We start from the raw sequence: 24,085 nt of genomic DNA, 5'->3' as shown, positions 1-24,085 counted from the left end.
TCTTATTCCTCTACAGAAGCTGCATTCGCATGATCTGCATGAGCTTGAGCAACAGCTGCTTTAGTATCAGCATTGTTGAAATTACTCATGTATTTGTTGATCACAGATTCAAATAACTTCGGTTCTACTGAAGAATAATAAGTCACAGGATGTGGCTTGGTAGGGTATGGCTTCATTGCTTCAGCTTTTGCCTTTTCTTCAGGAGTAGTCGCATTTGCAATCATTGCTTCAATTTGGTGTTTAGAACGACCACCATCACGAAGTGATGCAAATTCAACTTTGTCTAAAGTGCCTTTTTGAATTGCTTCTGGATTTACTGAAGTACCGTTACCAGCTTTAACAGCAGATACCCATTCAGCAAAGTTAGCTTCACTTACAGCGTGAGCTAAGAAGTGCATTTGTGAGAAACCGTAACCTGAGTAGTTTGATGAGAAACCACGGTATACGCCTTCTTCATTAGAAAGCATATGAAGTTGGGTTTGCATACCAGCCATTGCATACACTTGACCAGCTAACTTAGGAATGAAGAATGAGTTCATTGTAAAGTTAGAAGTGATCTTGAAGTTAACAGGCGTTTTCTCTGGGAAACGAACTTCGTTAACTGTCGCAATTTCTTGCTCTGGATAGATGAAGATCCATTTGAACTGTTCAGCAATAACTTGAACGGTTAAAGGTGCTTTATCGCTCTCTAGAGGGCGGTAAGGGTCATACTTGTGGGAACCCCACCAAGTTAACCATGCAAGAATACCAATAATAATTACAGGAATACCCCAAACCACGATCTCAATCGTAGTAGAGTGTGCCCATGTTGGTTTATAGTCTGCATCTTTATTTGACGCGCGATATTTCCAACCAAACCACAATGCCATAAGTGCTGATGGAATAACCACCAACAACATGAGGTAAATCGCAGTCATCATTAGGTTGCTTTGACCTTCTGCGACTGGACCTTTTGAGTTTAGAAGTACTAAATCACCACCACACCCAGTTAAGAGCGCAGCAAGCGTTGATAAAGACAATACAGCTAAAATCGTTTGTCTCATTTTACAACCTCGGTGAAGAGTCCCATTCCCTAAATTAACTATGGGATAGCGATATAAAGTGTCACATGATTGAAAACTAAGTTTGTTACAAACTTCTTTCTCAATCATCAGACACCGCTACGTTGTAGGGCATTATGCCCTATAAACGTTAACTTAGCTATACATAAAATGGGAACAATTGGGGCGGCTATACCCTATTTTTTTGGTCGGAATTTGTTGTAGAAGTGTAGCTTAATTGTTTGAAATCAGTATTTTGAAAGAGGAGATTTGGCTCCTCTTAAATGTAAAAATCAGTTTTTAATCACGATTGTTTTTGCCAATCTATCGTGCAAAGTTTGTCTTTTCGCACCTAAAATAAATAAAAAGTCAATTATACTAAGGAAGGGGGCGAGGATTAGATTGAAAAAAACAAAGACCACTGAACGAATAGTGAACGCACGAAATAAACTGACTTGTTGATTATTTGTGGCATCTACAATGCGAATTTTGACAATTTTTTTCCCAATGCTTTGTCCTGATTTTGCAATAAAGAATGCTTGAACACCGAGCATAATCAGTAAATAAGCAAGGGCTGCAAAAATAGCTTGCTGTGGAATGAGTTGTAAAATTTGATTTTGCAGTTGTTCTGCTAAAGCTGTGTTGCCCGTTTGATTTAAAATCGTTTGAGTAAATTGCTCATTTAATTGGGTGAATTTTATTTCTTGTTCTGGGGTAAAAAAAGCAGTTAGCAAGTAGGTTGCTGGAAGCCATAGCGCAAGGTCAATCAATTTCGCTAAAAATCGTGATCCGATAGAAGCTAATTCAACTTTTTGCTGTTTTTTCTCAACACTAATATTTTGGATAGAAGGATTTTGATAGGTGCTCGTTACTGCCCCTGATTGAGTCTCTGCGTTGTTTTCTTCTGATGAGGTAGAAAGCTTAGGCTGGTAATAAAGTTGGCCTTGTGTGAGCTCACCTAAAGCTTTCCACTCTTGCATGCCTTGATGCCATACTAAATCTGTGAGCAGCACTTGTTGGCTCGCTAGCATTTGATTGAGTTGCTCTAGGTCATATGGACCAGCTTGTTGATTATTTCTCGCCAGGTAAATTTGCATAAAACTAAAATCTCAAACTTAATCAAAAAAGTGATGGGTAAAAAAAAAGACCCATGAAGGGTCTTTTTTTAACATGTTTTCTTAAACTTGTTTAGTCTTTTCTTCTGCAAGGAAGAACCAAGTATCTAAAACAGAGTCTGGATTTAAAGATACTGATTCAATACCTTGTTCCATAAGCCATTGTGCTAGATCAGGATGATCTGAAGGACCTTGACCACAAATGCCGACATATTTGCCTGCTTTACGGCATGCTTGAATTGCCATAGAAAGGAGTGCCTTCACTGCAGGGTCACGTTCATCAAACAAGTGAGAAACGATACCTGAGTCACGGTCAAGTCCAAGCGTTAACTGAGTTAAGTCGTTTGAACCAATTGAGAAGCCATCGAAGTGCTCAAGGAATTGTTCAGCCAATAGAGCATTGGTTGGTAATTCGCACATCATAATGACTTTAAGGCCGTTCTCACCACGTTTAAGACCGTTTTGAGCCAACAGTTCAATAACACGCTTCGCTTCATTTACAGTACGTACGAATGGAATCATGATTTGAATGTTGGTCAGACCCATTTCGTCACGTGCTTTCTTCAATGCGCGGCATTCAAGTTCAAAGCAGTCACGGAAGTTGTCTGATACGTAGCGACTTGCACCACGGAAACCAAGCATTGGGTTTTCTTCTTCTGGCTCGTATAACTTACCACCGATCAAGTTTGCATATTCGTTTGACTTAAAGTCAGACATACGCACAATCACAGGTTTGTCAGCAAATGCTGCAGCAAGGGTAGAAATACCTTCAACCAATTTTTCGACATAGAATTCGATTGGAGATGCATAACCTGCAGTACGTGTCATCACAGCAGCACGTGTTTCACGTGGCAAGCTTTCAATGTTAAGTAATGCTTTAGGATGCACGCCAATCATACGGTTGATAATGAATTCTAAACGCGCAAGACCAATACCTTCGTTTGGAATTTGCGCAAAGTCAAATGCACGGTCAGGGTTACCCACGTTCATCATAATCTTGAACGGTAGCGCAGGCATTGATTCAATCGAGTTGCGTTGAATTTCGAAATCTAACGCACCTTCATAAATGAAGCCAGTGTCACCCTCAGCACATGAAACAGTCACTTCTTGACCATCTACAAGCACTTCAGTTGCATTACCACAACCCACAATCGCTGGAACACCCAATTCACGAGCGATAATTGCTGCGTGACACGTACGACCACCACGATTCGTGACAATAGCGGCAGCACGTTTCATTACTGGTTCCCAGTCTGGGTCAGTCATGTCAGATACGAGTACATCACCGTCTTGTACTTTGTCCATTTCTTTGATAGAAGAAACGATACGAACTTTACCAGAGCCAATACGTTGACCGATTGAACGACCTTCACACAGAACCGTACCTTTTTGCTTTAATAGGTAACGTTCCATTGTGCCGACATTTTCACGACTTTTTACAGTTTCTGGACGAGCTTGAACGATATAGATTTGACCATCATCACCATCTTTAGCCCATTCGATATCCATCGGAGAACCATAGTGGTTTTCAATGATTAAAGCTTGGCGTGCGAGTTCTTGAAGTTCTTGGTCATTCAAAGCAAATTGTTGACGATCTTGTTTTTCAACATCAACGACAACGACAGACTTACCTGTAGTGCCTTCATCGCCATAAATCATTTTTTGGTGTTTAGAACCAAGATTACGACGTAATACTGAGTGCTTGCCAGCATTTAATAAAGGTTTAGATAGGTAGAATTCGTCAGGGTTTACTGCACCTTGAACAACCATTTCACCCAAACCATAAGATGCTGTAACAAATACTACATCACGGAAACCAGACTCAGTATCAAGTGTGAACATTACACCTGAAGCGCCCGTTTCAGAGCGAACCATACGTTGAACACCTGCAGATAATGCAACGATGTCATGGTCAAAGTTTTGGTGTACACGGTATGCAATAGCACGGTCATTATAAAGTGAAGCAAAAACTTCTTTAATTGCGATAAGAACGTTATCAATACCGCGAATGTTTAAGAACGTTTCTTGCTGACCTGCAAATGAAGCATCTGGTAAATCTTCTGCAGTCGCAGATGAACGAACGGCAACCGCAATGTCGTGGTTGCCGCTAGAGAGTGCAATAAATGCTTCACGAACTTCTTTCTCTAAAGCTGGCGTAAGCGGGGTGTCTACAATCCACTTACGAATTTTTGCACCAGTTTCAGCAAGCGCATTTACATCATCAACATTAAGTTGTTTTAATTCAGCTGAAATTTTAGCGTTTAATCCGCTTTGCTCAAGGAATTCACGATATGCAGTAGCAGTTGTTGCAAATCCACCTGGTACTGATACGCCAGCATTAGCTAAATGACTGATCATTTCACCAAGTGAAGAGTTTTTGCCACCCACGATCTCAACGTCGTGTTTTCCTAGTTTTTCCAGACCGATTACGCGTGCTTCCAAAGTTGTTACTCCACTTTTGCAGTATTAATCACTATCTTGGCATGAAATTATTACAAAAAGCCCAGTAAAATGGGATTACTGAGCGACAGTCATGTAAGATCGGTTTACTATAAAGATTATATCGCACTTAGACAAATAATTGAGGAGTATTTTAATGTCAGAAAGTAAAGAAATTAAAAGAAGTGTTTTTTTTATTTCTGATGGAACAGCGATTACCGCTGAAACATTAGGTCACTCCTTATTAGCACAATTTCCGCATGTAGATTTTGACATTCATATTATTCCCTATATTACCTCAGAAGAAGCTGCCACAACGGTTGTAGAGGAAATTAATAGACGCGCTGAGAAAGACGGGCAGCTTCCTTTGGTGTTCGATACACTGGTAGATCCATTGGTTCGTGACATTATTAATACCGCAAATGCAGTCAATTTAGACGTGTTTGAAGGGTTAATTAGTAAGCTATCTGAGGTGCTTGTAACTGCGCCTACAACTTTAGTCGGACAAACCCATGCTGTAACAGATTCTGAGTCGTATAAAGCGCGTATTGATGCGGTACATTTTGCCTTAGATAATGATGATGGTGCGCGTACTCGTCATTACGATAAAGCAGATTTGATCTTAATTGGGGTATCTCGTTCGGGTAAAACACCAACTTCTATTTATTTATCCTTACAATTCGGTATACGTGTAGCGAACTACCCACTCACAGAAGAAGATTTGGATGATAATCGTTTGCCTGCTGTATTAAAGGCACACAAACAAAAGCTTTTTGGGTTGATGATCGATGCTGAGCGACTTGTTGCAATTCGTTCAGAACGTAAAGCCAACAGTCGTTATGCGAGTTTTAGCCAGTGTCAAATGGAACTCAGAGCAGTTGAAGGGATTTATATTTCTGAAGGGATTAAATATCTGAATGTTTCTGAAATGTCGATTGAGGAAATCTCGACTCGTGTCTTGCAAATGACTGGACTAAAACGTCGTATTGGTTAAATTTGATTAACGTCATTGAGTTTTAATTGAAAAAGGAGTTAAGCGAAAGCTGAGCTCCTTTTTTTTGAGTAGCTTTGGTGAAACTTATCGTTATTTCTAATTTTAACAGCGTTATTTTATATAATTAATTTTGACTATAGAAAGCTCTGTTTTTGTAAATTTCGCCCTTTATTTCTATATTTGATGTGATTATTTATATTGTGAATAGTCTCGTTGGGTTAGATCGATTCAAAGTGGATAACGAACTTGCTTTGGCTACATTCATGCAGATCAAACATTTTTCCTTAATCAGTGGCCGGCAATAAATTCCCATAAGAAAAATAACTTTTTTGATTAAAATCCATCCTTTACTATTGCCATGAATGACTATTTTGGAATGAATTATAAACTTAGGATGGACAGGGTGCATTGGAGATTCAAGACAAAAGAAGTGAAAATTACACCCAAGTGAAGAATTTTATAGGTGATACATTTAAATAAAAAACAGTAAAGTTACAACGTTGTAGTATTGTAATTGATTTTTTAAATAAAAAATCATCTATCAGCCTGTAATTATTTTGAAGTAAAAACATTATATTTCACATGAAATAAAACACCATGATGGAAATGTTTTCTTTTTATTGATCGTTCAAGATGGGGATTGAGCAACAGAATCTAAATCTACGAAATGAAAAACAAAAACGGATGCTTGTATATTTTAGCATTAAATTTTTAACATAATGAATTTTTTATATTTTATAAGATGGATAACAAAATAATTGAGATTTAATTAATTTATATCATCGATCTATCTTAGTGAAAATAACTGCAATTTTTTTAATGATTGTATTATGAATACTTTAAAGAAAATTAAGTTGCTAAATCTTATTTTACTTAGAAGTTTTTGAAATTAATCTAATCAATAATACATGAATAATAAAATATAAAATAATCTAAAAAAGTCTCGAATTTAGAAATTCTCTCTTGAAATTCTTTCTGTAAATTGATGTAAGAAAATATCTTTTTTTATACGAATACTCACGTTCTGTTCACAGTTTACTCATAAAACAATATTAGTATTCGCCCCGAAAAATCAGATTTTTGAGTGAATTTTTGCCATGTGAATTTTAATAGTTTTTACAACTCATAACATTAAATGTACATGAAATTTCCCCGCTATTACCTGAGCGTCTGTGTAACTTTTCTAATACTTTGAAAATATGTACGTTGTTTGATTTTTAATGTCATAAACATCATTACATTAGTTAACGATAATGTTGATACATTTTGCATAATATCCTGAAAACAAGAATACAGCCTCATTTATACCATCGAGCGAATTGAAATATAACTCTAATGAAATCCAAATTTATGACTCATTTTTATTATTCTACCCCGATATTTTTGTTTTTGTTATCAACACAATTTTCTATGGCTGAAAATTATTTTGATCAAGAGAAAATAGATCGTTTACGTGAACAAGCTGTCTTGGATGTGCGCAATGGCCAGGCTAATGAAGGTTTAATTGCGCTTAAAAAACTTTTGGAAATTTCTCCCAATAGCCAAAAAGTTATCGCGGACTATATTGTGGTTGCAAAACAACAGAATAAGTTTAGTTCTGATGATTTTGACTTAGCGAAAAGGATCAATTTTCAAACTTATCCTCAATATGCCCAATTGGCGACCATCAAATCTTTTCGAGATTTAAAGCAATTTGATACAGCACTCATGTTGGTCGATGGTTTTATCCATGTTCAGCCAGATACACAGCTTGATGTCCTAAAGGCAGTTTTACTTGCTGAAAATATGCAGAAAAAATTGGCGATACAACAACTTGCTAAAATTAAAATGGATCAGCTGACAATCGATCAACAGGTTCAAGTGGCTTATGCATATCGAGTGGTAGATATGCAAATAGAAGGTCTTGAAACGATTCAAAAAGCATTTGCGTTACAACCTGATTCTGTTGCTGTTCAACATGAGTATTTATTGGCCTTAATGGCAAATGGTTCTTATAATCAAGTGTTGTCTTTGGTACAAGAACGCAAGTCAATTGATCCTGATGGTAAGTTTTATAATGAAGCTTATTTAGGTGATTTTTCTCAAAAAATTAATGAGGCCATTAAGAATCAAAAATATCTATCACAACAAGGGGAAACAGATAATGAAAGTTTTACCATGTTGGATTCGATATTGGCGTCTACACATGAGTATCAAAAGAGCTTAACACCAGAATCTGCATATTATTTAAAGTTTTATTATAACTATATCTATGCTTTGAGTTATCGTGATCGACACAGCGAAGCCATCCAATTAGCTGAATCCTTAAATACACCCATTGAAAAAATGCCTGCATTTGTGAGAAATGCAATTGCTGATTCATATTTGGCTTTAAAGCAACCTCAAAAAGCTGAAACGATCTATAAATCTTTGCTTAAAGAAAAAAATTATGCAGATATGAAACTTTATACTGCTTTGTATTATTCCCTGATTGAGCAAGAAAAGTATAAAGAAGCCAATCAGCTGGTTAATGATATCGATAAACTTTTACCTACCTATCAATATAGTGAGGCTAAAGGTGCGGAACGTCGCGTTCATCCAGATCGTGCTGAATATATTGGCTTGAAGGAAACTGCAAATTCATATTCAAATCGAATGAATTTGGCTGAGAAAAATCTTACAGATATTGTAGCAAAAGCTCCAAATAATGATGAATACATCAATTTGCTTGCTCGGACTCAGCGCTGGAGAGAAAAACCCTTGCAAGCTGAACGGACATTAAGTCGATTGAATGGCATAAAGCCAGAAAGTAAAGCAACACTTATTAACCGTATGCAAAATGCACAAGCTTTGGGTGATATCGCAGCTTGGCGATATAACACTCAAAATTTAAATTTGTTTTATCCAACAGACACTAGCATCACCAAAAGTTTAAATGAATTAAATGACCGTAATCACGCCACGATTTCTCATCAAACCAGAATTTCTAAGAGTGAATCCGATCAACAACGTGTGCTTGAAAATTTAAAGGGTACGCGAGATTTTGAAACGACAACACGTATAAATTCCCCATGGATTAAAGACCACTATCGTGCAATTGCAGAATATGGCAATCGTGAAGGTAATTATCGTGCCGGTGATATTCGTGAACAGCGTTTAAGTGTGGGTGCTCAGTGGGAAAAACGAGGAAAATCAGCGACTGTTCTTTTGTCTCAAGATCTAGATCGAAGTGATCGTACAGGTGTACGCATCGATTGGGATCATCGTTTAAATGACCATTGGCAATACAATTTAGATTTTAATTCGATGGCGGCTATTCCATTACAAGCCCTTAAATTGGGTGAAAAAGGTAAATCCTATGGCATGGGAATTAACTGGAAGCAGAATGAATCACGTCAGGCGGGTTTTGGTTACCAAATTACTGACATTACAGATGGTAATTTAAGACAAGAAATTTCAGCCAATTACAGTCAAAACGTTTATTCAAGCGCACATCACACAACACGTGCTGGTGTGAGTACATACTTTGGTCATAACAGTTTGGATCAAACCAGTTATTTTAGTCCGAAGCGCAGTTTAAGTGCAGAGGTTAATCTTAGCCATGACTGGTTGACTTGGCGTCGTTATGAAAAATCATTCATACAAAAATTTTCAATGAGCGCAGGTGCATTTCATCAAACCGATTACGGTACAAAGCCCGTTTTAGATCTTCAGTATCGTCATAAATGGCAAATCAATCGGTTATGGGGATTACAGTATGGCGTGGGTTGGTCCATACACCCTTATGACGGTGAAAGAGAAAAACAATTTTATGGCACTTTAGGATTTGAGGGGCGTTTCTAATGAATTTTTTAAGTCGTTGCATTGCAGCTTGTTTGATGAGTTTACCTGTGATTTCACAAGCAGAATATAATGAAACTTTGCCCGAAAATAGCTTTATTGGAATCACATTTCATGATGTCCGTAGTGATGTATTGAAGCAAGGGGATAAAGACTATTACGCCATAAGCACTAAAAACTTGGTTCAATTTTTTGAATGGTTAAATAAATCCAAATGGCAACCCATCACCTTAAAGCAACTTTCTGAATCTGTGAAAACTGGGAAGCCTTTGCCAGAGAATGCAGTACTGATTTGTTTTGATGATGGTGCATTAAGTAGTTATACCCAAGTTTTCCCATTGTTAAAGCAATACAAAATGCCGGCAGTATTTGCTGTAGTCACCAGTTGGACCAATGGGAATACCAAAGCAGCTTATGAAGCTTATGGTCAAGGGAATCTCATGAATTGGGATCAAATGCGTGAAATGAGCAAATCTGGGTATGCTGAATTTGCAACGCATTCACATGATTTGCATAAAGGAATATTGTCCAATCCTCAAAAAAATGAACAACCTGCAGCAGTTACACATCAGTATTTCCCTCACCTAAACCGTTATGAAACTGATGCTGAATACGAACAACGAATATTTAAGGATCTTGCTGAGTCTAAAGCTGTGTTGGAAAAGGAGCTTGGTACCAAAATTGATACAGTCATTTGGCCTTATGGTGCAGTCAATGTACAAGTTCAAAATATTGCAGCAAAAGCGGGATTACCTTTGTCATTTAGTTTAGGTAAGGACAGTCTGAATTTTCCGCATGATGGAAGTTTTCAACGTGGCTTGATTATGGGTAACCCAACTGTCGAAGAAATCCATGAACAGATGACATCTACCCTAAATTATACCGTTTATGATTCATTCAATCTTATGCGTTCAGTTACTTTCGATTTGTCTGACATTCAATCTCCTACATATGATGAGGGAAATATTAAGTTAGGCAAGACTTTAGAAAATTTGAATGCTTTGAAAACCAACACGATGATCTTGAAGGTGCTTAAAGATGTAGATGGTGATGGTGTTTACGATCAAGCTTTTTTCCCAAATCAATATTTACCTGTCGCACAAGATTTAATGAACCGAGTGAGTTGGCAAACACGTACACGTGTGTTTCATAGCGTATATGCAGAATTGCCACTATATCCAGATCCGAAGCGCCCTAACTTAGTCATGGATTTGGCTGCGAACTTGATTCAAAACAATAAAAATCTTGATGGGCTCATGCTGCAGGTCGGAGACACATTTGATTGTTCGTTAAAAGAAAAATATGCACTTGATGGACAATGTGAGCAACAGATGAATCAAACTGTGTCACTTATACGTGAAACAAAGAAAAGAACACGTCCATACTTAAATATTAGTAATACACTTTATACCGCAGTGCAATTTCCGCTGAAAAATACCAGTTTTCCTGGGTTGCCACGAACTGTTTCTGATCTGATTGATCATATTGATATTGTTAATATTAAAATCGATCCAATTCAGCAACCTGAAGTTTTTAAAAAATTTTTAGCTCAAAAGAATCAGCTTAATGCAGTTCAACGGGCAAAAATTCTAGTAACTCTGGATGGTCATGCGAAAACAGAAAAAGAATGGAAATACTTGCAAAAAAGTCTTTTAGATTTACAAGCTGCAGGTTTTCAAAAAACGGGTATTGGTGAATATAGTGAAAAGAATGCGCAAGCTGTACATAAGTATTTATATACGCCTTTGAGTTTGAATGGAAGTCCACTGACATATCGAGAACCGTTTGTGTTGCAAAGCAAATTAGGAGTTCGTAAATGACAGTTATCGAGTTTTTATTCTTTTTTGCTTTTTTATATCCGTTGGTCATGGCTTGGACATGGATGATTGGTGGTGTTTGGTTTTTTATCAAATACGAATTTAAGGCAGAAAAACTACCTGAGCCACCTTCTCAGGGGTGTAGCATTATCATCCCGTGTTTCAATGAACAAGACCAAGTCAGATCAACTATTCGTTATGCCTTGCAAACACAATATCCAAATTTTGAAGTCATTGCTGTTAATGATGGAAGTTCAGATCGAACCGCAGAAATTTTAGATGAATTGGCTGAAAAATACGAAAAATTGCGTGTTGTGCATTTGGCGACCAATCAGGGTAAAGCCTTTGCACTGCGTTCGGGCGCGATGCTTAGTCAATATGAATATTTGATTTGTATTGATGGTGATGCGCTTTTGCATCCTCATGCGGCACTCTGGATGATGCATCATCTTACTCAATTTGCTCATGTCGGTGCGGTCACAGGGAACCCAAGAATTCTAAATCGTTCCAGTATTTTAGGAAAACTCCAAGTTGGTGAGTTTTCTTCGATTATTGGATTAATCAAACGTGCTCAACGAACTTATGGACGAATTTTTACAGTCTCTGGTGTGATTGCTGGTTTCCGAAAAACGGCTTTAGAGCAGGTTGGGTTCTGGTCAGAAGAGAAAATTACTGAAGATATTGATATTTCTTGGAAGATTCAGATGCAGGGCTGGAATATTCACTATGTTCCTAAAGCGCTTTGCTACATTTTTATGCCAGAAACGTTCACAGGTTTATGGAAGCAACGGGTTCGTTGGGCGCAAGGTGGTGTTGAAGTGCTGATAACTTACATTCCTAAAATGTTGAATTTTAAATATTTAAGAATGTGGCCAGTGGTTCTTGAAGCAGGCATTAGTGTGATTTGGTCGTACCTCATTTTAATGATTATTGTGCTGTTTTTTGCAGGGTTTGTGATTGATTTTCCTCATGAATGGCAAATTAAATCACTGATGCCACAGTGGTATGGTGTGATTCTTGCCGTCACTTGTCTTATCCAGTTTTTCATCAGTTTATATATCGACAAACGATACGATGACCAACGCTTTTTTAGAAATTATTTTTGGGTCATTTGGTATCCGTTGTTTTTCTGGTTGCTATCAGTTGCAACCACTGTTGTTGCTGTACCAAAAGCATTTTTCAATCGTAATAAACGTGCGAGATGGGTCAGCCCAGATCGTGGCTTTAGAGGTGAAGATGAATGAATAATTCAGATAAAGTAGACATTATTAGTGATGTATCAAAATTAGATATACCTAAATTTATTGACCAACCAAAACTCGTCAAAAATAAGTCTAAATTTTATGTTTTACAATTGCTAGGTTGGTCATTTTGGACTTTTCTATTTATTCCATTATTTACGCTGATGTTATGGATATTTCAAGGTAATTTAATTAAAAGTTATATTTTTGCTGAGAAATTAAATGTGCAGCTGATGAATATTGCATGGTTAGGTGCATTAATTGTACTTTTCGGTACAACGTTACTTTTATGGGCAAGTTATAACTGGATTCGTTTTGCTAATGTCAATAATCAGGACGAAGTGGAAGATGTAGACAATCATGTCCTTTCCAAGTACTTATCGGTAAGTAGTCAAGAGCTTGATACGATGCAGCATTCAAAAAATATTGTGTTGCATTATGACGAAAGTGGCCATTTATTTGATTATGAGCTGAAGCAAAAAATTAGTTAATCTTGATCATTGAAATAAAAAAAAGAGGTTTCGACCTCTTTTTTTTGTGGCTAAGATTTTTGCTCTACTGCTCAATACTTAAATCTCCAAAGACGCTTGGAGTTGTATAGAGAATCATGTTCAGAATAAACTAAATTTCTTTCTCTTACGCTATATGAAGCGTAAGAGAAAGAAGGAGAGCAGTACGTTTTAGATAAAATATATTTCATGCAAAATTTAATCTTATTTCATAGATGAACATGTAATGCTCAGTTGTATTCCTAAACATCTTATCATCACATATGAAAATATTTTTTGTCTTTTAAATCAAATTGAAATTTGCGTCTGTTGCAATTTTAAAGATGGCTGCGATGACAAAGATTTTTTATGATACACAGCATTTTTTTCGCATTTTAATGGATCCTAAAAAAGTTAGCCCCTAATATTTTCACGATCTAATCTTGGTCATAGGTGCTAATAATCACATCCACGATATGTTCGACACCTTCCATACTTTGAATGGCATTTTGATTAATTTTTACAATCGGCCAGGTGATGAGTTTGCAATTATCACGTTGAAGCGCCGTGTAGTAGGTATCCGATTTAAAAAATACTTTTTTGTCCGCTGCAGAGTTCGGCATAAGCTGGCGTTTCAACCAATTATCTTGAACTTGCGAATCTAGATAACGAATGGCAAGTAATGATTTTACGCGTTGGTTGAATAGTCTGCGATTTTTAATGATCAAGGGGTGCGATATTAATCGGTTAATACCTCGTTCTGTATGAGGAAGAACAAAATGAGGACTCATTTGAAAGACTTTGACAAACTGTGCTTTCTGGCAGATGAGATCTAAATGGGTTGCGACCATTTGATTCATGCCTATGACAGCAATATTTAAATCAGAAAAATCAAAATATTTAATATTTTCAGAGGGTAAAATCGTACCTTGGTAATGTTTAAAGTAAGCTGCATTATTCTGAAAAATACCATCCTGGTTGAGTTTTTTTGTAGCCATCATGCTGTCCTTTTTTGTTTTAGTGCATTGCAGTTGGATCTGCTGTTAATTCATATATCCAAGATGGGACTTCAGGTAAAGACTTTTCTGGAATCTTGTCAGTCATTTTCACCATCTGATCTACAGGTGTGTGATAGAACTTATTTTTTCTGTTGATCATGATACGTGCATGGCGATTAATAATTTGGAACCAAGGATTGCGCCGTCCTTCAACTGTTCTGCCTGCAATACGTTCAAATTTGTTCATGGCCTGATAAAGTTTTTCTTCAGGTAAACCCAGTTTGATCACATTATCACGCATTTTATTGAGCAGTGGCAGGTAAGCTAAAATGCCTAAAATCATCCTTGGATCCAATACACGACCTGCCATTTGTGCCAATTGAATGAAGGTTTTATTGAATCCTTGGGCTTCCATCACGCTAAAACCAACACCCAAATGTCGAGCTTCATCGCCATTAATCAGTTGAAATGCTTGATGACACACAGGATCATCAACAGTATCAAGTAAAAAAGTGCATAATGCACCATCAAGTGCAACTTCAAGCATCGGAATCACTGCGCCTAAGATATAAAAGGGCATATCGTCTGCGTAGGTATCTAACCATTCAATAATCAATCGTAAGTTTTTATTTGGTTTAGGAATATCACCTTCGAGCATCCCCCAACGTTTCATCAAAGCCATTTCAGCATTAGCATGACGTTGTTCTTCGGCATGGAAAATGGCATACATTTCACGAAGTGTCTCATTGGGTGCTTTTTTTGACATGGCTGAAAATGCGCGAGCGCCGACATGTTCAATCCACATTAAATCCGCCATAAAATCTTTAAGTTTTGGCCATTGTTCTTCTGTAATAAGTTCTCGACCAGGTCCATCCCAGTCGATATCGGAAAGGGTCCATTGGGTGTTTTTGACTTTTTCGAGCATTTTTTCTAAATCGATTGTAGCCATCTTTGATGCCTTAAGAAGAGAAACTTTATCGATTTTATGGTAAATAAATGTGATTGAGTTTGCATAAATGCTTAAAATGATAGGATCAAAAATGCCAATTTTTAAATGATTGATTTTATATTGAAAATAATTGTAAATGTTTGATTTTAAAATGTATGTATGTCATTTCAGGACAAGGATATATCTTTTAATGAGTTATTTTCCAAGCCGTTTTATTTTGATGTTCAACATTGAGATGTGATGGTGTGGATCATCGCTTAGGTGAGCGCCTTTAAAAAAACATAAACAGCAGATATTAAGAATAGACAACAGCTATTCATGGAATAGATCTGTTGTCATGTCGGAGCAGAAAATATTATGTTTCTTCTTTATCAGAAGCATTCGAATCATCAGCTAAAGATTTAAAATTATAATTGCCTAATTCTGGTGGTTGATTGAATTTGCGATAATATTCCAAATCACGAATATTCTTCTGTACAGCGACTGCACCAAACAAACTGAGTAAAAAAGCCATCATATAGAAGCCTTTTTCACTTAAAGTTAGTGTTGCATTCCAAAGACCAATCGCCAGCAAAACCACACAAATCACGCTGGATGCCCAACATAATCCATAATAAATTTGTGTGACAGCCAAGCCTTCTAAACGGTCTCGGACCACTTTTTGCAGTGATACAGCTGAAAATAAGCCGTAAAGGATAATCACCAGATAATAGCCTTTTTCATTCAAAAGCATTTGTGCATTAAATAAACCAATGAAATAAGCCGAAGCCCCAATCAATAATGCGACCCAACTTGCAGCAATAAAGGCAGATGAAGGTTTGTTGATAAAGTGGTTCATGATAAATCCCTTTGTAGGTTTTTGATATTTTTCTAATTTTTTATTAATTCTATTATGCATGTCAGTCATGCTTGTGCAACAAAAAATATTTTTTCAAAAAAATCCAATAAAAAACCCGAAACTTAAATGTTTCGGGTGTAAGTATTTGATGGAGGGCGCTCGTGTTTATTTAGCCTAGATTTCTTTTTTAATTTGCATGAGCAAATCAAAGTTTTGAATTCTTTTTTCAGTGTCATAAATATCACAGGTGAAAATAAATTCATCCACCTCATATCGCTCTAATAGGCTTTTCAATCCAGCTTTTACAGTGGCTTTGGAGCCGATTTGTGCCATGGCATAAAAATTATCGACTGACATTTTTTCAGCGGCATTCCATAATCCTTCCATACTCTCGACTGGTGGTTTAAGTTTTAGGCTATGTCCACGCATTAAACCAAGTACACGCTGGTATGCACTGGTCGCTAAGTATTCTGCTTCTGCATCAGTTTCAGCGACTACAGTGGGTACACCCATCGAAACATAGGGTTGTTTTAAATACTCAGAAGGTTGGAAATTTTCACGATACAGCTGAATGGCTTGTCCCAACATACGCGGTGCAAAATGTGATGCAAAAGAATAGGGTAGACCTAATTTTGCCGCCAATTGGGCACTGAACAAACTGGATCCTAATAACCAAACAGGAACGTGTGTACCTTGGCCTGGTGTAGCAGTAATTCTTTGCTGAGGTTTGGCATCATCAAAATAACTTAAAATTTCAAGCACATCATGTGGAAATTGATCTTCAGTTTCTTGTCGACCACGACGCAGAGCACGCATGGTCATTTGATCTGTGCCAGGGGCACGCCCCAGACCGAGTTCAACTCGATTTGGATATAGGGTTGCTAAAGTTCCAAATTGTTCAGCCACAACAAGTGGCGCATGGTTTGGCAACATAATACCGCCTGAACCTACACGTAAAGTGGAAGTATTTGCCAAAAGATAACCCAATAATACTGCTGTCGCAGAGCTGGCAATGCCATCCATGTTGTGATGTTCTGCAAGCCAAAGACGGTCATAGCCTAGCTTTTCAATGTGTTGTGCCAGTTCCAAGGCGTGCTTTAAAGAAAACTCGACGGTTTTATCATCTCGCACTGGGGCAAGTTCTAATACAGAAAATTTGGTTTCTTGTAATGTACCCATGATCATACTCGCTAGAAATATGTCTAAATCATACGATCATAAATCATATTTGTATATCGAAAAAAACCGATATAAGTAAAAGCCAGAATCAAACTATGAGGCTGTTAGGTGTAAAAACAAAAAAAGCACCCGAAGGTGCTTAAATGAAAAGCAAAGGATAAATTAGCGATTCCAGCTAGAATAACGACCATTGTTATAACGATTGTTACGGTAATTGCCACGACGGTCGTAGCGATCCTCATAGCGACGATCTTCACTGACTTTTTTACCTAAAACTGCACCACCTGCAGAACCAATCGCTGAACCAATATAACCGCCATTGGTTCCACCCATATTACGTCCTACAGTATAACCACCAGCACCACCTAAGGCACCGCCGATAATCGCACCATTACGATCACGTTTATTCGCTGCAACACCAGCACCTGCGCCACCGCCGATAGCAGAACCAATCATGGCACCCGTATTGCCACCCATTTGTTTACCAATTGCGGCACCGACAACACCACCTAGTGCTGAAGTGAGTGCTGTATTGGTTGAATTGCCTGCTTGTGTATTTGTCATTGTTAAAGCAGAAGTTGCAACCAATGTTGCTAAAATCATTGAATTCATTTTCATGTCAAACTCCTCATTTGAAGCTTTGTTTTATCTTGATATTCAATTTAAGGTCTAAAACTGCAAATATCATGGATAAGACGTAATGCAATTGTAGAAAATGACTCCTTAATTTATTCATATTTTGTTACAGTGTGATCGTGTTCACATTAGGGGTTTTGATTATTTATTGGATGAGATCTTCATAAGCGAAAAACATATTAAATCGGTGAGCATCTTGATACAGACTCACAACCTACTTTGCTGCTTTCATCTATAGCGAAAAGATATGTAATGATTAAAATATAAAAAAAAAAGCACCCGAAGGTGCTGAGTAAAAAAGGCAACTCAAAAAACTAAGTTAAGAAAAACGACGTTAAATAATCAATCTTCATCAATTCGAGATTAACGACGACGATGCTTTCTGTATTTACGTTGATCAGCATGGCGATCTTGGCTCACTTTTTTACCAAGTACAGCACCACCAGCAGCACCTAAGGCTGAACCAATATAGCCACCATTGCTACCACCCATGTTTTTACCCACAGTATAGCCACCCACACCACCTAAGCCACCACCAATTGCAGCGCCAGTACGGTCACGTCGATTTGATGAAACAGCAGCACCACCAGCACCACCGACAGCAGAGCCGATCATTGCACCCGTATTACCACCCATTTGCTTACCAACGGCTGTACCTGCAACACTTCCTAATGCAGAAGTTAAAGCAACACGAGTTGAGTTGTCTGCATGTGCATTTGCAGTCAGCATAGATGCCGCGGCTAATGTTGCACTGATGAATAAAGCATTCAGTTTCATGGTCACTCCATGTCCCTATGATGGACAAATTCAATTTTTCGGATGAGACAAATGTAACAAAAATTTTTCCATGAAATGTGGAGATGTTTCACTAGAGTTTTATCGTTTGGTATCTCGATGTTCGTTTTATATTAAAAAGTGGTGAACAAGCACTCAATTGGCTTAACAATATGGAGAAATAATGAAGAAGCCAAAATAAATCATGCTGTTGTCTGACATCATCTAAAAGTAAAAAATGAGTTAACACCCTTTCAATTGCTTGTAATGGGATGTCAATAGAATGATCGGTAGATGTGTCATTTGACTCTAAGACTCGTTACACTATGGGCAATTAAAATTTGCTTATCCATTCGTGTGTTATCGCAATGGTTTAAGTCTAGCTTGAGATCTTATTTAAAATGAAAGAATCGTTACGTTTACGATTAGATCAGCTGTGTGATCGACATGAAGAATTAAATGCTTTATTGGCAGATATTGAAGTTATTTCAGATAATAAACGCTTTCGTAATTTATCACGTGAGCATAATGATTTAACTGAGATTACAACCGTTTGGAAAAAGTTTGTACAAGCGGAACAAGACATTATTACTGCTGAGGCAATGTTGTCAGATCCTGATTTCAAGGAAATGGCACAAGAAGAGATTCAAGAAAACAAAGCTTTACTTGCTCAGCTTGAAGCAGATTTAAATATCTTGATGATCCCGAAAGACCCGAATGATGCCAATTCTGCCTATTTAGAAATTCGTGCTGGAACTGGCGGTGATGAGGCTGCGATTTTCTCAGGTGACTTATATCGTATGTATTCGAAGTACGCTGAAACTCAAGGGTGGCGTATTGAAGTCTTGTCTGAGAATGAAGGCGAACACGGTGGCTATAAAGAAGTGATCTGCCTAATCAATGGTGAAGGGGTATATGGTCGCTTGAAATTTGAAAGTGGCGCACACCGTGTGCAACGTGTACCTGCAACAGAATCACAAGGTCGTGTACATACTTCAGCATGCACAGTAGCAATTTTGCCTGAGATAGATGTCGATACATCTGTTGAAATTAATGCATCTGATTTGCGTATTGATACTTACCGTGCATCAGGTGCGGGTGGTCAGCACATTAACAAAACAGATTCGGCAGTGCGTATTACCCATATTCCGACTGGAACAGTGGTTGAATGTCAGGATGAACGTTCTCAGCACAAAAATAAAGCGAAAGCCATGGCTTTACTTGCTTCTCGTTTAGAAAATGCCAAACGTGCTGCTGCTGATGCTGCGACTTCTGAAATGCGCCGTGACTTGGTGGGTTCGGGTGATCGTTCAGAACGTATTCGTACTTATAATTATCCGCAAGGTCGTATGACGGATCATCGTATTAACTTAACGTTGTATAAGTTAGATGCTGTTATGGAAGGTGATTTGACTGAGCTTTTAGACAGTTTGCATCGTGAATATCAAGCAGATCAGTTGGCTATGCTTGCTACGCAGAACGGTGGTTAATGAATATTGCACAGGCTTTGGCCTTCCGTGGTGAACCTGAAAGTTATGAGCGCCAAGAAAATGCTTGGTTGCTCGAACATATCACCAAGATTGATTCTTTTGATTTGATCATGAAAAAAGATCAAGAACTTACAGCTGAACAAGAGCAGGCATATGTAGATGGTTTAAAACGTATTCAAGCAGGTGAACCTTTGGCATATGTCACAGGTTCTCAACCTTTTTGGACGCTTGATTTAAAGGTCACTCAAGATACGCTTGTACCTCGGCCTGATACTGAAGTTTTGGTGGAAACAGTTTTGCATCTAGATTTACCTAAAGATGCACGAATTGTGGATTTAGGTACAGGAACGGGTGCTGTAGCATTGTCATTAGCCAGTGAGCGTGCTGATTGGTCTGTTACAGCGACTGACATTTATGCACCTACACTGGATGTAGCACAATTTAATGCTGAAAAGCATGATCTAACACAGGTGAAATTCGCTTTAGGATCTTGGTTTGATGCTTTAGAGCGTAATCAATATTTTGATGCCATTGTATCGAATCCACCTTATATCGATGCTGATGATGAGCATATGCAAGACTTAGCAACAGAACCTCGTCGTGCATTGGTTGCAGAGCATCGTGGGTTGGCAGATATCATGCTGATTATTCAACATGGTCGAAAATGGTTGACTAAAGATGGTTGGGTTGTACTTGAGCATGGTTATGATCAGGCTGAAGCTGTACAGCAACTATTTAAAAAATATGGTTTTAGTTCAGTTCGAACTGTCAAAGATTATGGTGGAAATGATCGTGTGACTTTAGCTCAGCTGAAGACCGCTTAATTTTCAGTTCTGATGTTAAAAGTTATTGTTAGTTTTAATTGACAGAAAATCTGAACATCAAAAAGCTTCATCTATAAAAGTGACTTTTTAAAAGCGATTGCTTCATCAAGTGGGGGCAATTGCTTTTTTTTGTCATAACAATTGATCTTGTACGTAGGCTGTGTAAATGATTCAAAACGACGACCAAAGATGGATTTAAGACTAAAGGAAAGTGTAAATACTCATATTTAACCATAAAGTGCATCAAGCACTTTATGGTTTAGATCACTTTAAAATTTAGATCACTCTAAGATTATTTCACCGTATCACGCCAGCGTAACAACCAAGTCTCAAAGAGCTTCATGATTTGATCAGTAATTTTACCCAATACCGCCAGTAAAATAATCGCAATAATCACAATGTCTGGTCTTGAAGTTTCTCGACCATCACTGAGCATATAGCCAATTCCTTGCGTGGCAGCAATCAGTTCTGCCGCAATCATAAACATCCATGACAGACTTAAACTGTTTCTTAAGCCTGTTAAAATGCCAGGTGATGCAGCAGGTAAAATGACATGCTTTACAGTCGCTAAATAGTTCAAACGATAAACTTGAGCCACTTCAATGAGTTTGCGATCCACCCCATGTATGGCTGCAACGGTATTGGTGTAGGTTGGAAAGAATGCCCCAATCGCAATGAGTATGATTTTCGATGTTTCATCAATACCAAACCAAAGCAGTAATAAAGGAATCCATGCCAAACTCGGAATAGATTTGATTGCTGAAAAACTCGGTTCAAGAAATTCTTCTGCCTGTTTATTTAATCCGACAAAAATTGCAAATAGTAAGCCTAAGCCACTACCAATAAAAAAGCCTAAAAATACACGCCATGTACTGGTATATACATGTTGCCATAAATCACCTTGAGCAAGTTCAACCAATGATGCCCATAAACTTGAAGGTGCTGGCAACAGATAGGCTTCAATATGACCAGTGCGGACTAAATATTCACATAGAACTAAGGCAATGATGGGAAGTGTAATTGCCTTAATCCAACTTTTAATTTGAAGAGAAATTGGTGATTTTTCCTTTTTCTCTATCGGTAAATCTAAACCATCGGATTTTGTCTTTTCCATAATTGCTGGAGAAGTCATCTTCATTTCACAGCCTTTTGTGCATATTTGGCATCAAAAAGTTGATCAACAACAGTCGTAACATTGGTTCCTTTACGTACCAATTCTTCCTCAACCAGAATATTCGCTGAATTTTTTAAAGCAGTAATATGCTGTTTTGAGGGGATGTTTTGTTCAAAGTTAGTGCGACTGAGTTGTAATTTTGCAACGTCCAATGGAAGCTTAGATTCACGTGCTAAGAGTTCAGCCAGTTTTTCTGGATTGGCCTTTGCCCATTTACGGGCCTGCTCATAGGCTTTAATCACGGCATCAACGGCTTCTGGGCTTTGTTGAGCAAATTTTTCTTTGACACTCAGTACACTATAGCTATTAAATTTTACATTACGATAGAGCAATTTTGCACCGGACTGAACCTGAGCAGCAGCCATGAGTGGATCTAAGCCAGCCCAAGCATCGACCTGACCACGTTCAAGGGCTGTTTTACCATCTGGATGTTGTAAATGGACCAATTGTACATCACGCTTTCCTAGACTTACCGTATCTAAAGCTTGAAGGGTAAACAAGAAAGGGTCTGTCCCTTTGGTTGCCGCAATCTTTTTACCTTTTAAATCTTTGAGTGATTTAATTGGGGAATTTTTTGCTACAACAAGTGCTGTCCATTCAGGCTGACTTTGAACATAAACGGTTTTAATTGGACTGCCATTGGCTCGGCTTAAAACTGCTGCTAGACCAGCAGTTGATGCAAAGTCAACGCTGCCACTATTTAAATACTCAAGTGAGCGGTTACTCCCTTGGCTAAATACCCACTTAATTTGTGTTTTAGGTAAAGCCTTTTCCAATAGTTTTTGCTCGCGTACCACGAGGCTTGTTGGTGCATAATAAGCGTAATCGAGTGACAACGCTTTAGGAATGTCTGCAAGCGTAGCGGATGAAACTGCGCTTAGCGCGAATATTGAAACAGCAAGTTTAGAAATGGTTTTCATGGCAAAAATCAAAACAATAAAATAATAATCTGATTTTTAAGGAAAAGATGATAGCTAAGCAAAAAACAAAAACATATAACTAAATCAAAAAACAGAAAATGTTTAATTTTTTTATTTAAATTATTGATTTAAATTAATTAATTTATCATATGGAAATGCATTTTTGACTTATAATAATTAAATGTTTAATTATCATATTTATGATTAAGTTGTTGATAAAATAAAAAATTAAAAGTGATATTAGTTGAAATTTACCAGTAAAAGACTGGATTAATTTAAGACTAATTTGTGTAATTTAGCAGATCTGTACTTGTTGTAGAACGGAATCTTCAATATATTTCAAATGGGTATAAATAAATCAAAACAGTGGATGAAAAAATGAAAATTCAAGGAAAAGTCTTTGTTGTGACTGGTGGAGCTTCTGGCTTGGGTGCAGCAACAGCAACACACTTAATCGGTCAGGGCGCTAAAGTGATTATGGTCGATATGAATCATGCACTGGGAGAAGAATTACAACGACGTCTAGGCGAACATTCACAATTTGTTCAATTGGATGTGACCGATGAATCTGCAGTAGAGGCATTTTTTCAAAAAGTAGAACAAGAGTATGGACAGCTAAATGGTCTAATCAACTGTGCAGGGATTGGACCTTCAGCCAAAGTTTTAGGCCGAGATGGGATTCATGAACTGGCATTGTTCCAAAAAGTACTGAATATTAATGTAACTGGAACATTCAACATGCTCCGTTTTGCTGCTCAAATCATTGCTAAATATGAAATGAAAAATGGCGAAGAAGAACGTGGCGTGATTGTGAACACGGCTTCAGTCGCAGCCTTTGATGGTCAAATTGGCCAATCGGCATATTCGGCATCGAAAGGTGCTGTGGTTGCAATGACGTTGCCATTAGCACGTGAACTATCACGTGAAGCAATTCGTGTGATGACCATTGCGCCAGGTATCATGGAAACGCCAATGTTAAAAGGACTGCCACAAAATGTTCAAGATGCTTTAGGGCAGATGGTGCCATTTCCACCACGTTTAGCGCGACCAGAAGAATTTGCACATTTGGTGGGTCATATTATTGAAAATCAATATTTAAATGGTGAGGTCATCCGTTTAGATGGTGCAATTCGAATGGCGCCAAAATAATATTTTCCTTGATTAAGTTGCTAAAAGACTGTTGAAATTCAACAGTCTTTTTTATGAATAAAGTAATCTATATGGTTTATCCTAGTATGGAAGTTAAGCACTTTTAGAAAAGAGCAGAATATTTTTGAATAATATATTTATATAAATAGCGTTAACATTTAAACATCTCGAAAAGTCAAATGTAATTACAATGTAATTTCA

At 37.6% G+C, this 24,085-nt stretch carries 19 protein-coding genes; 8 read left to right on the top strand and 11 right to left on the bottom strand.

Annotation, left to right across the window (positions count from 1 at the left end; genetic code table 11):
• Positions 1 to 2 precede the first annotated feature (2 nt).
• From cyoA to ppsA, 3 genes are all read right to left on the bottom strand, one after another.
• Complete coding sequence (cyoA, locus tag G8E00_RS09875) at positions 3 to 1,043, bottom strand: ubiquinol oxidase subunit II (RefSeq protein WP_166009349.1); 1,041 nt, start codon at positions 1,041 to 1,043, stop codon at positions 3 to 5.
• A 290-nt stretch (positions 1,044 to 1,333) separates the two neighbouring features.
• Entirely contained in the window at positions 1,334 to 2,137 is an 804-nt protein-coding gene (locus tag G8E00_RS09870) for an RDD family protein (RefSeq protein ID WP_166224212.1), read from the bottom strand.
• A gap of 81 nt (positions 2,138 to 2,218) precedes the next feature.
• The gene (gene ppsA / locus G8E00_RS09865; protein ID WP_166009353.1) at positions 2,219 to 4,597 is read right to left on the bottom strand and encodes a phosphoenolpyruvate synthase; all 2,379 of its coding nucleotides are present in this window, start codon (positions 4,595 to 4,597) and stop codon (positions 2,219 to 2,221) included.
• A gap of 154 nt (positions 4,598 to 4,751) precedes the next feature.
• Between ppsA and ppsR the strand changes: the two genes are divergently transcribed.
• The 5 genes from ppsR to pgaD all read left to right on the top strand — a co-directional run bounded on the left by ppsR (position 4,752) and on the right by pgaD (position 12,956).
• The gene (gene ppsR / locus G8E00_RS09860) at positions 4,752 to 5,588 is read left to right on the top strand and encodes a posphoenolpyruvate synthetase regulatory kinase/phosphorylase PpsR (RefSeq protein WP_166009355.1); all 837 of its coding nucleotides are present in this window, start codon (positions 4,752 to 4,754) and stop codon (positions 5,586 to 5,588) included.
• A 1,410-nt stretch (positions 5,589 to 6,998) separates the two neighbouring features.
• The gene (gene pgaA / locus G8E00_RS09855; protein ID WP_166224209.1) at positions 6,999 to 9,410 is read left to right on the top strand and encodes a poly-beta-1,6 N-acetyl-D-glucosamine export porin PgaA; all 2,412 of its coding nucleotides are present in this window, start codon (positions 6,999 to 7,001) and stop codon (positions 9,408 to 9,410) included.
• Positions 9,410 to 11,227 (top strand): poly-beta-1,6-N-acetyl-D-glucosamine N-deacetylase PgaB, encoded by a 1,818-nt coding sequence (gene pgaB, locus G8E00_RS09850; RefSeq protein WP_166224206.1) that lies wholly within the window; start codon positions 9,410 to 9,412, stop codon positions 11,225 to 11,227. Before pgaA ends, pgaB begins: the two co-directional genes overlap by 1 nt.
• A complete protein-coding gene (gene pgaC / locus G8E00_RS09845) occupies positions 11,224 to 12,468 on the top strand; it encodes a poly-beta-1,6-N-acetyl-D-glucosamine synthase (protein ID WP_166009361.1) in 1,245 nt (414 codons plus the stop codon). The genes pgaB and pgaC overlap by 4 nt, the downstream gene beginning before the upstream one ends.
• Positions 12,465 to 12,956 (top strand): poly-beta-1,6-N-acetyl-D-glucosamine biosynthesis protein PgaD, encoded by a 492-nt coding sequence (pgaD, locus tag G8E00_RS09840; RefSeq protein ID WP_166224203.1) that lies wholly within the window; start codon positions 12,465 to 12,467, stop codon positions 12,954 to 12,956. Before pgaC ends, pgaD begins: the two co-directional genes overlap by 4 nt.
• Before the next feature lie 434 nt (positions 12,957 to 13,390).
• Here the strand turns inward: pgaD and G8E00_RS09835 are convergent, their stop codons facing one another.
• The 6 genes from G8E00_RS09835 to G8E00_RS09810 form a co-directional block, all read right to left on the bottom strand.
• On the bottom strand, positions 13,391 to 13,954 hold the full coding sequence (locus tag G8E00_RS09835; protein ID WP_406741383.1) for an NAD(P)/FAD-dependent oxidoreductase: 564 nt from the start codon (positions 13,952 to 13,954) through the stop codon (positions 13,391 to 13,393).
• 16 nt (positions 13,955 to 13,970) lie between these two features.
• Positions 13,971 to 14,900, bottom strand: coding sequence for a ferritin-like domain-containing protein (locus tag G8E00_RS09830; RefSeq protein WP_166009367.1), 930 nt, complete (start codon positions 14,898 to 14,900; stop codon positions 13,971 to 13,973).
• 355 nt (positions 14,901 to 15,255) lie between these two features.
• Positions 15,256 to 15,738, bottom strand: coding sequence for an inner membrane protein YiaA (gene yiaA, locus G8E00_RS09825; protein ID WP_166009369.1), 483 nt, complete (start codon positions 15,736 to 15,738; stop codon positions 15,256 to 15,258).
• Between the two features lie 174 nt (positions 15,739 to 15,912).
• Positions 15,913 to 16,917, bottom strand: coding sequence for an LLM class flavin-dependent oxidoreductase (locus tag G8E00_RS09820; protein ID WP_166224200.1), 1,005 nt, complete (start codon positions 16,915 to 16,917; stop codon positions 15,913 to 15,915).
• Positions 16,918 to 17,079: 162 nt separating this feature from the next.
• On the bottom strand, positions 17,080 to 17,535 hold the full coding sequence (locus G8E00_RS09815) for a hypothetical protein (protein WP_166224197.1): 456 nt from the start codon (positions 17,533 to 17,535) through the stop codon (positions 17,080 to 17,082).
• A gap of 381 nt (positions 17,536 to 17,916) precedes the next feature.
• Positions 17,917 to 18,330: a hypothetical protein gene (locus tag G8E00_RS09810; RefSeq protein ID WP_166224194.1), complete on the bottom strand. Its 414-nt coding sequence runs from the start codon at positions 18,328 to 18,330 to the stop codon at positions 17,917 to 17,919.
• A 398-nt stretch (positions 18,331 to 18,728) separates the two neighbouring features.
• On the opposite strand from G8E00_RS09810, the gene prfA reads away from it, so the two are divergent.
• Both prfA and prmC read left to right on the top strand, forming a co-directional pair.
• A complete protein-coding gene (gene prfA, locus G8E00_RS09805; RefSeq protein WP_166009377.1) occupies positions 18,729 to 19,817 on the top strand; it encodes a peptide chain release factor 1 in 1,089 nt (362 codons plus the stop codon).
• A complete protein-coding gene (prmC, locus tag G8E00_RS09800; protein WP_166009379.1) occupies positions 19,817 to 20,641 on the top strand; it encodes a peptide chain release factor N(5)-glutamine methyltransferase in 825 nt (274 codons plus the stop codon). Before prfA ends, prmC begins: the two co-directional genes overlap by 1 nt.
• Positions 20,642 to 20,933: 292 nt before the next feature.
• Here the strand turns inward: prmC and G8E00_RS09795 are convergent, their stop codons facing one another.
• Together G8E00_RS09795 and G8E00_RS09790 are read right to left on the bottom strand one after the other, a co-directional pair.
• A complete protein-coding gene (locus tag G8E00_RS09795; protein ID WP_406741439.1) occupies positions 20,934 to 21,779 on the bottom strand; it encodes an ABC transporter permease in 846 nt (281 codons plus the stop codon).
• Positions 21,776 to 22,735 carry an aliphatic sulfonate ABC transporter substrate-binding protein gene (locus G8E00_RS09790; RefSeq protein WP_166224191.1) on the bottom strand — a complete coding sequence of 320 codons (960 nt, stop codon included), beginning with the start codon at positions 22,733 to 22,735 and terminating at the stop codon, positions 21,776 to 21,778. Before G8E00_RS09790 ends, G8E00_RS09795 begins: the two co-directional genes overlap by 4 nt.
• A 378-nt stretch (positions 22,736 to 23,113) precedes the next feature.
• Between G8E00_RS09790 and G8E00_RS09785 the strand changes: the two genes are divergently transcribed.
• The gene (locus G8E00_RS09785) at positions 23,114 to 23,884 is read left to right on the top strand and encodes a 3-hydroxyacyl-CoA dehydrogenase (protein ID WP_166224188.1); all 771 of its coding nucleotides are present in this window, start codon (positions 23,114 to 23,116) and stop codon (positions 23,882 to 23,884) included.
• The last annotated feature ends 201 nt before the right edge of the window (positions 23,885 to 24,085 follow it).

Source organism: Acinetobacter shaoyimingii, from assembly GCF_011578045.1.
Lineage (GTDB): Bacteria > Pseudomonadota > Gammaproteobacteria > Pseudomonadales > Moraxellaceae > Acinetobacter > Acinetobacter shaoyimingii.
Note: the sequence above shows the minus strand (reverse complement) of the source record. Positions and strands in the feature narration are given on the sequence as shown.

What these genes read in the sequence shown, in the direction of transcription:
- cyoA (WP_166009349.1), bottom strand. Translation starts at nt 1,043, where the DNA reads ATGAGACAAACGATTTTAGCTGTATTGTCTTTATCAACGCTTGCTGCG.
- G8E00_RS09870 (WP_166224212.1), bottom strand. Translation starts at nt 2,137, where the DNA reads ATGCAAATTTACCTGGCGAGAAATAATCAACAAGCTGGTCCATATGAC.
- ppsR (WP_166009355.1), top strand. Translation starts at nt 4,752, where the DNA reads ATGTCAGAAAGTAAAGAAATTAAAAGAAGTGTTTTTTTTATTTCTGAT.
- pgaA (WP_166224209.1), top strand. Translation starts at nt 6,999, where the DNA reads ATGGCTGAAAATTATTTTGATCAAGAGAAAATAGATCGTTTACGTGAA.
- pgaB (WP_166224206.1), top strand. Translation starts at nt 9,410, where the DNA reads ATGAATTTTTTAAGTCGTTGCATTGCAGCTTGTTTGATGAGTTTACCT.
- pgaC (WP_166009361.1), top strand. Translation starts at nt 11,224, where the DNA reads ATGACAGTTATCGAGTTTTTATTCTTTTTTGCTTTTTTATATCCGTTG.
- pgaD (WP_166224203.1), top strand. Translation starts at nt 12,465, where the DNA reads ATGAATAATTCAGATAAAGTAGACATTATTAGTGATGTATCAAAATTA.
- G8E00_RS09835 (WP_406741383.1), bottom strand. Translation starts at nt 13,954, where the DNA reads ATGATGGCTACAAAAAAACTCAACCAGGATGGTATTTTTCAGAATAAT.
- G8E00_RS09830 (WP_166009367.1), bottom strand. Translation starts at nt 14,900, where the DNA reads ATGGCTACAATCGATTTAGAAAAAATGCTCGAAAAAGTCAAAAACACC.
- yiaA (WP_166009369.1), bottom strand. Translation starts at nt 15,738, where the DNA reads ATGAACCACTTTATCAACAAACCTTCATCTGCCTTTATTGCTGCAAGT.
- G8E00_RS09820 (WP_166224200.1), bottom strand. Translation starts at nt 16,917, where the DNA reads ATGGGTACATTACAAGAAACCAAATTTTCTGTATTAGAACTTGCCCCA.
- G8E00_RS09815 (WP_166224197.1), bottom strand. Translation starts at nt 17,535, where the DNA reads ATGAAAATGAATTCAATGATTTTAGCAACATTGGTTGCAACTTCTGCT.
- G8E00_RS09810 (WP_166224194.1), bottom strand. Translation starts at nt 18,330, where the DNA reads ATGAAACTGAATGCTTTATTCATCAGTGCAACATTAGCCGCGGCATCT.
- prfA (WP_166009377.1), top strand. Translation starts at nt 18,729, where the DNA reads ATGAAAGAATCGTTACGTTTACGATTAGATCAGCTGTGTGATCGACAT.
- prmC (WP_166009379.1), top strand. Translation starts at nt 19,817, where the DNA reads ATGAATATTGCACAGGCTTTGGCCTTCCGTGGTGAACCTGAAAGTTAT.
- G8E00_RS09795 (WP_406741439.1), bottom strand. Translation starts at nt 21,779, where the DNA reads ATGAAGATGACTTCTCCAGCAATTATGGAAAAGACAAAATCCGATGGT.
- G8E00_RS09790 (WP_166224191.1), bottom strand. Translation starts at nt 22,735, where the DNA reads ATGAAAACCATTTCTAAACTTGCTGTTTCAATATTCGCGCTAAGCGCA.
- G8E00_RS09785 (WP_166224188.1), top strand. Translation starts at nt 23,114, where the DNA reads ATGAAAATTCAAGGAAAAGTCTTTGTTGTGACTGGTGGAGCTTCTGGC.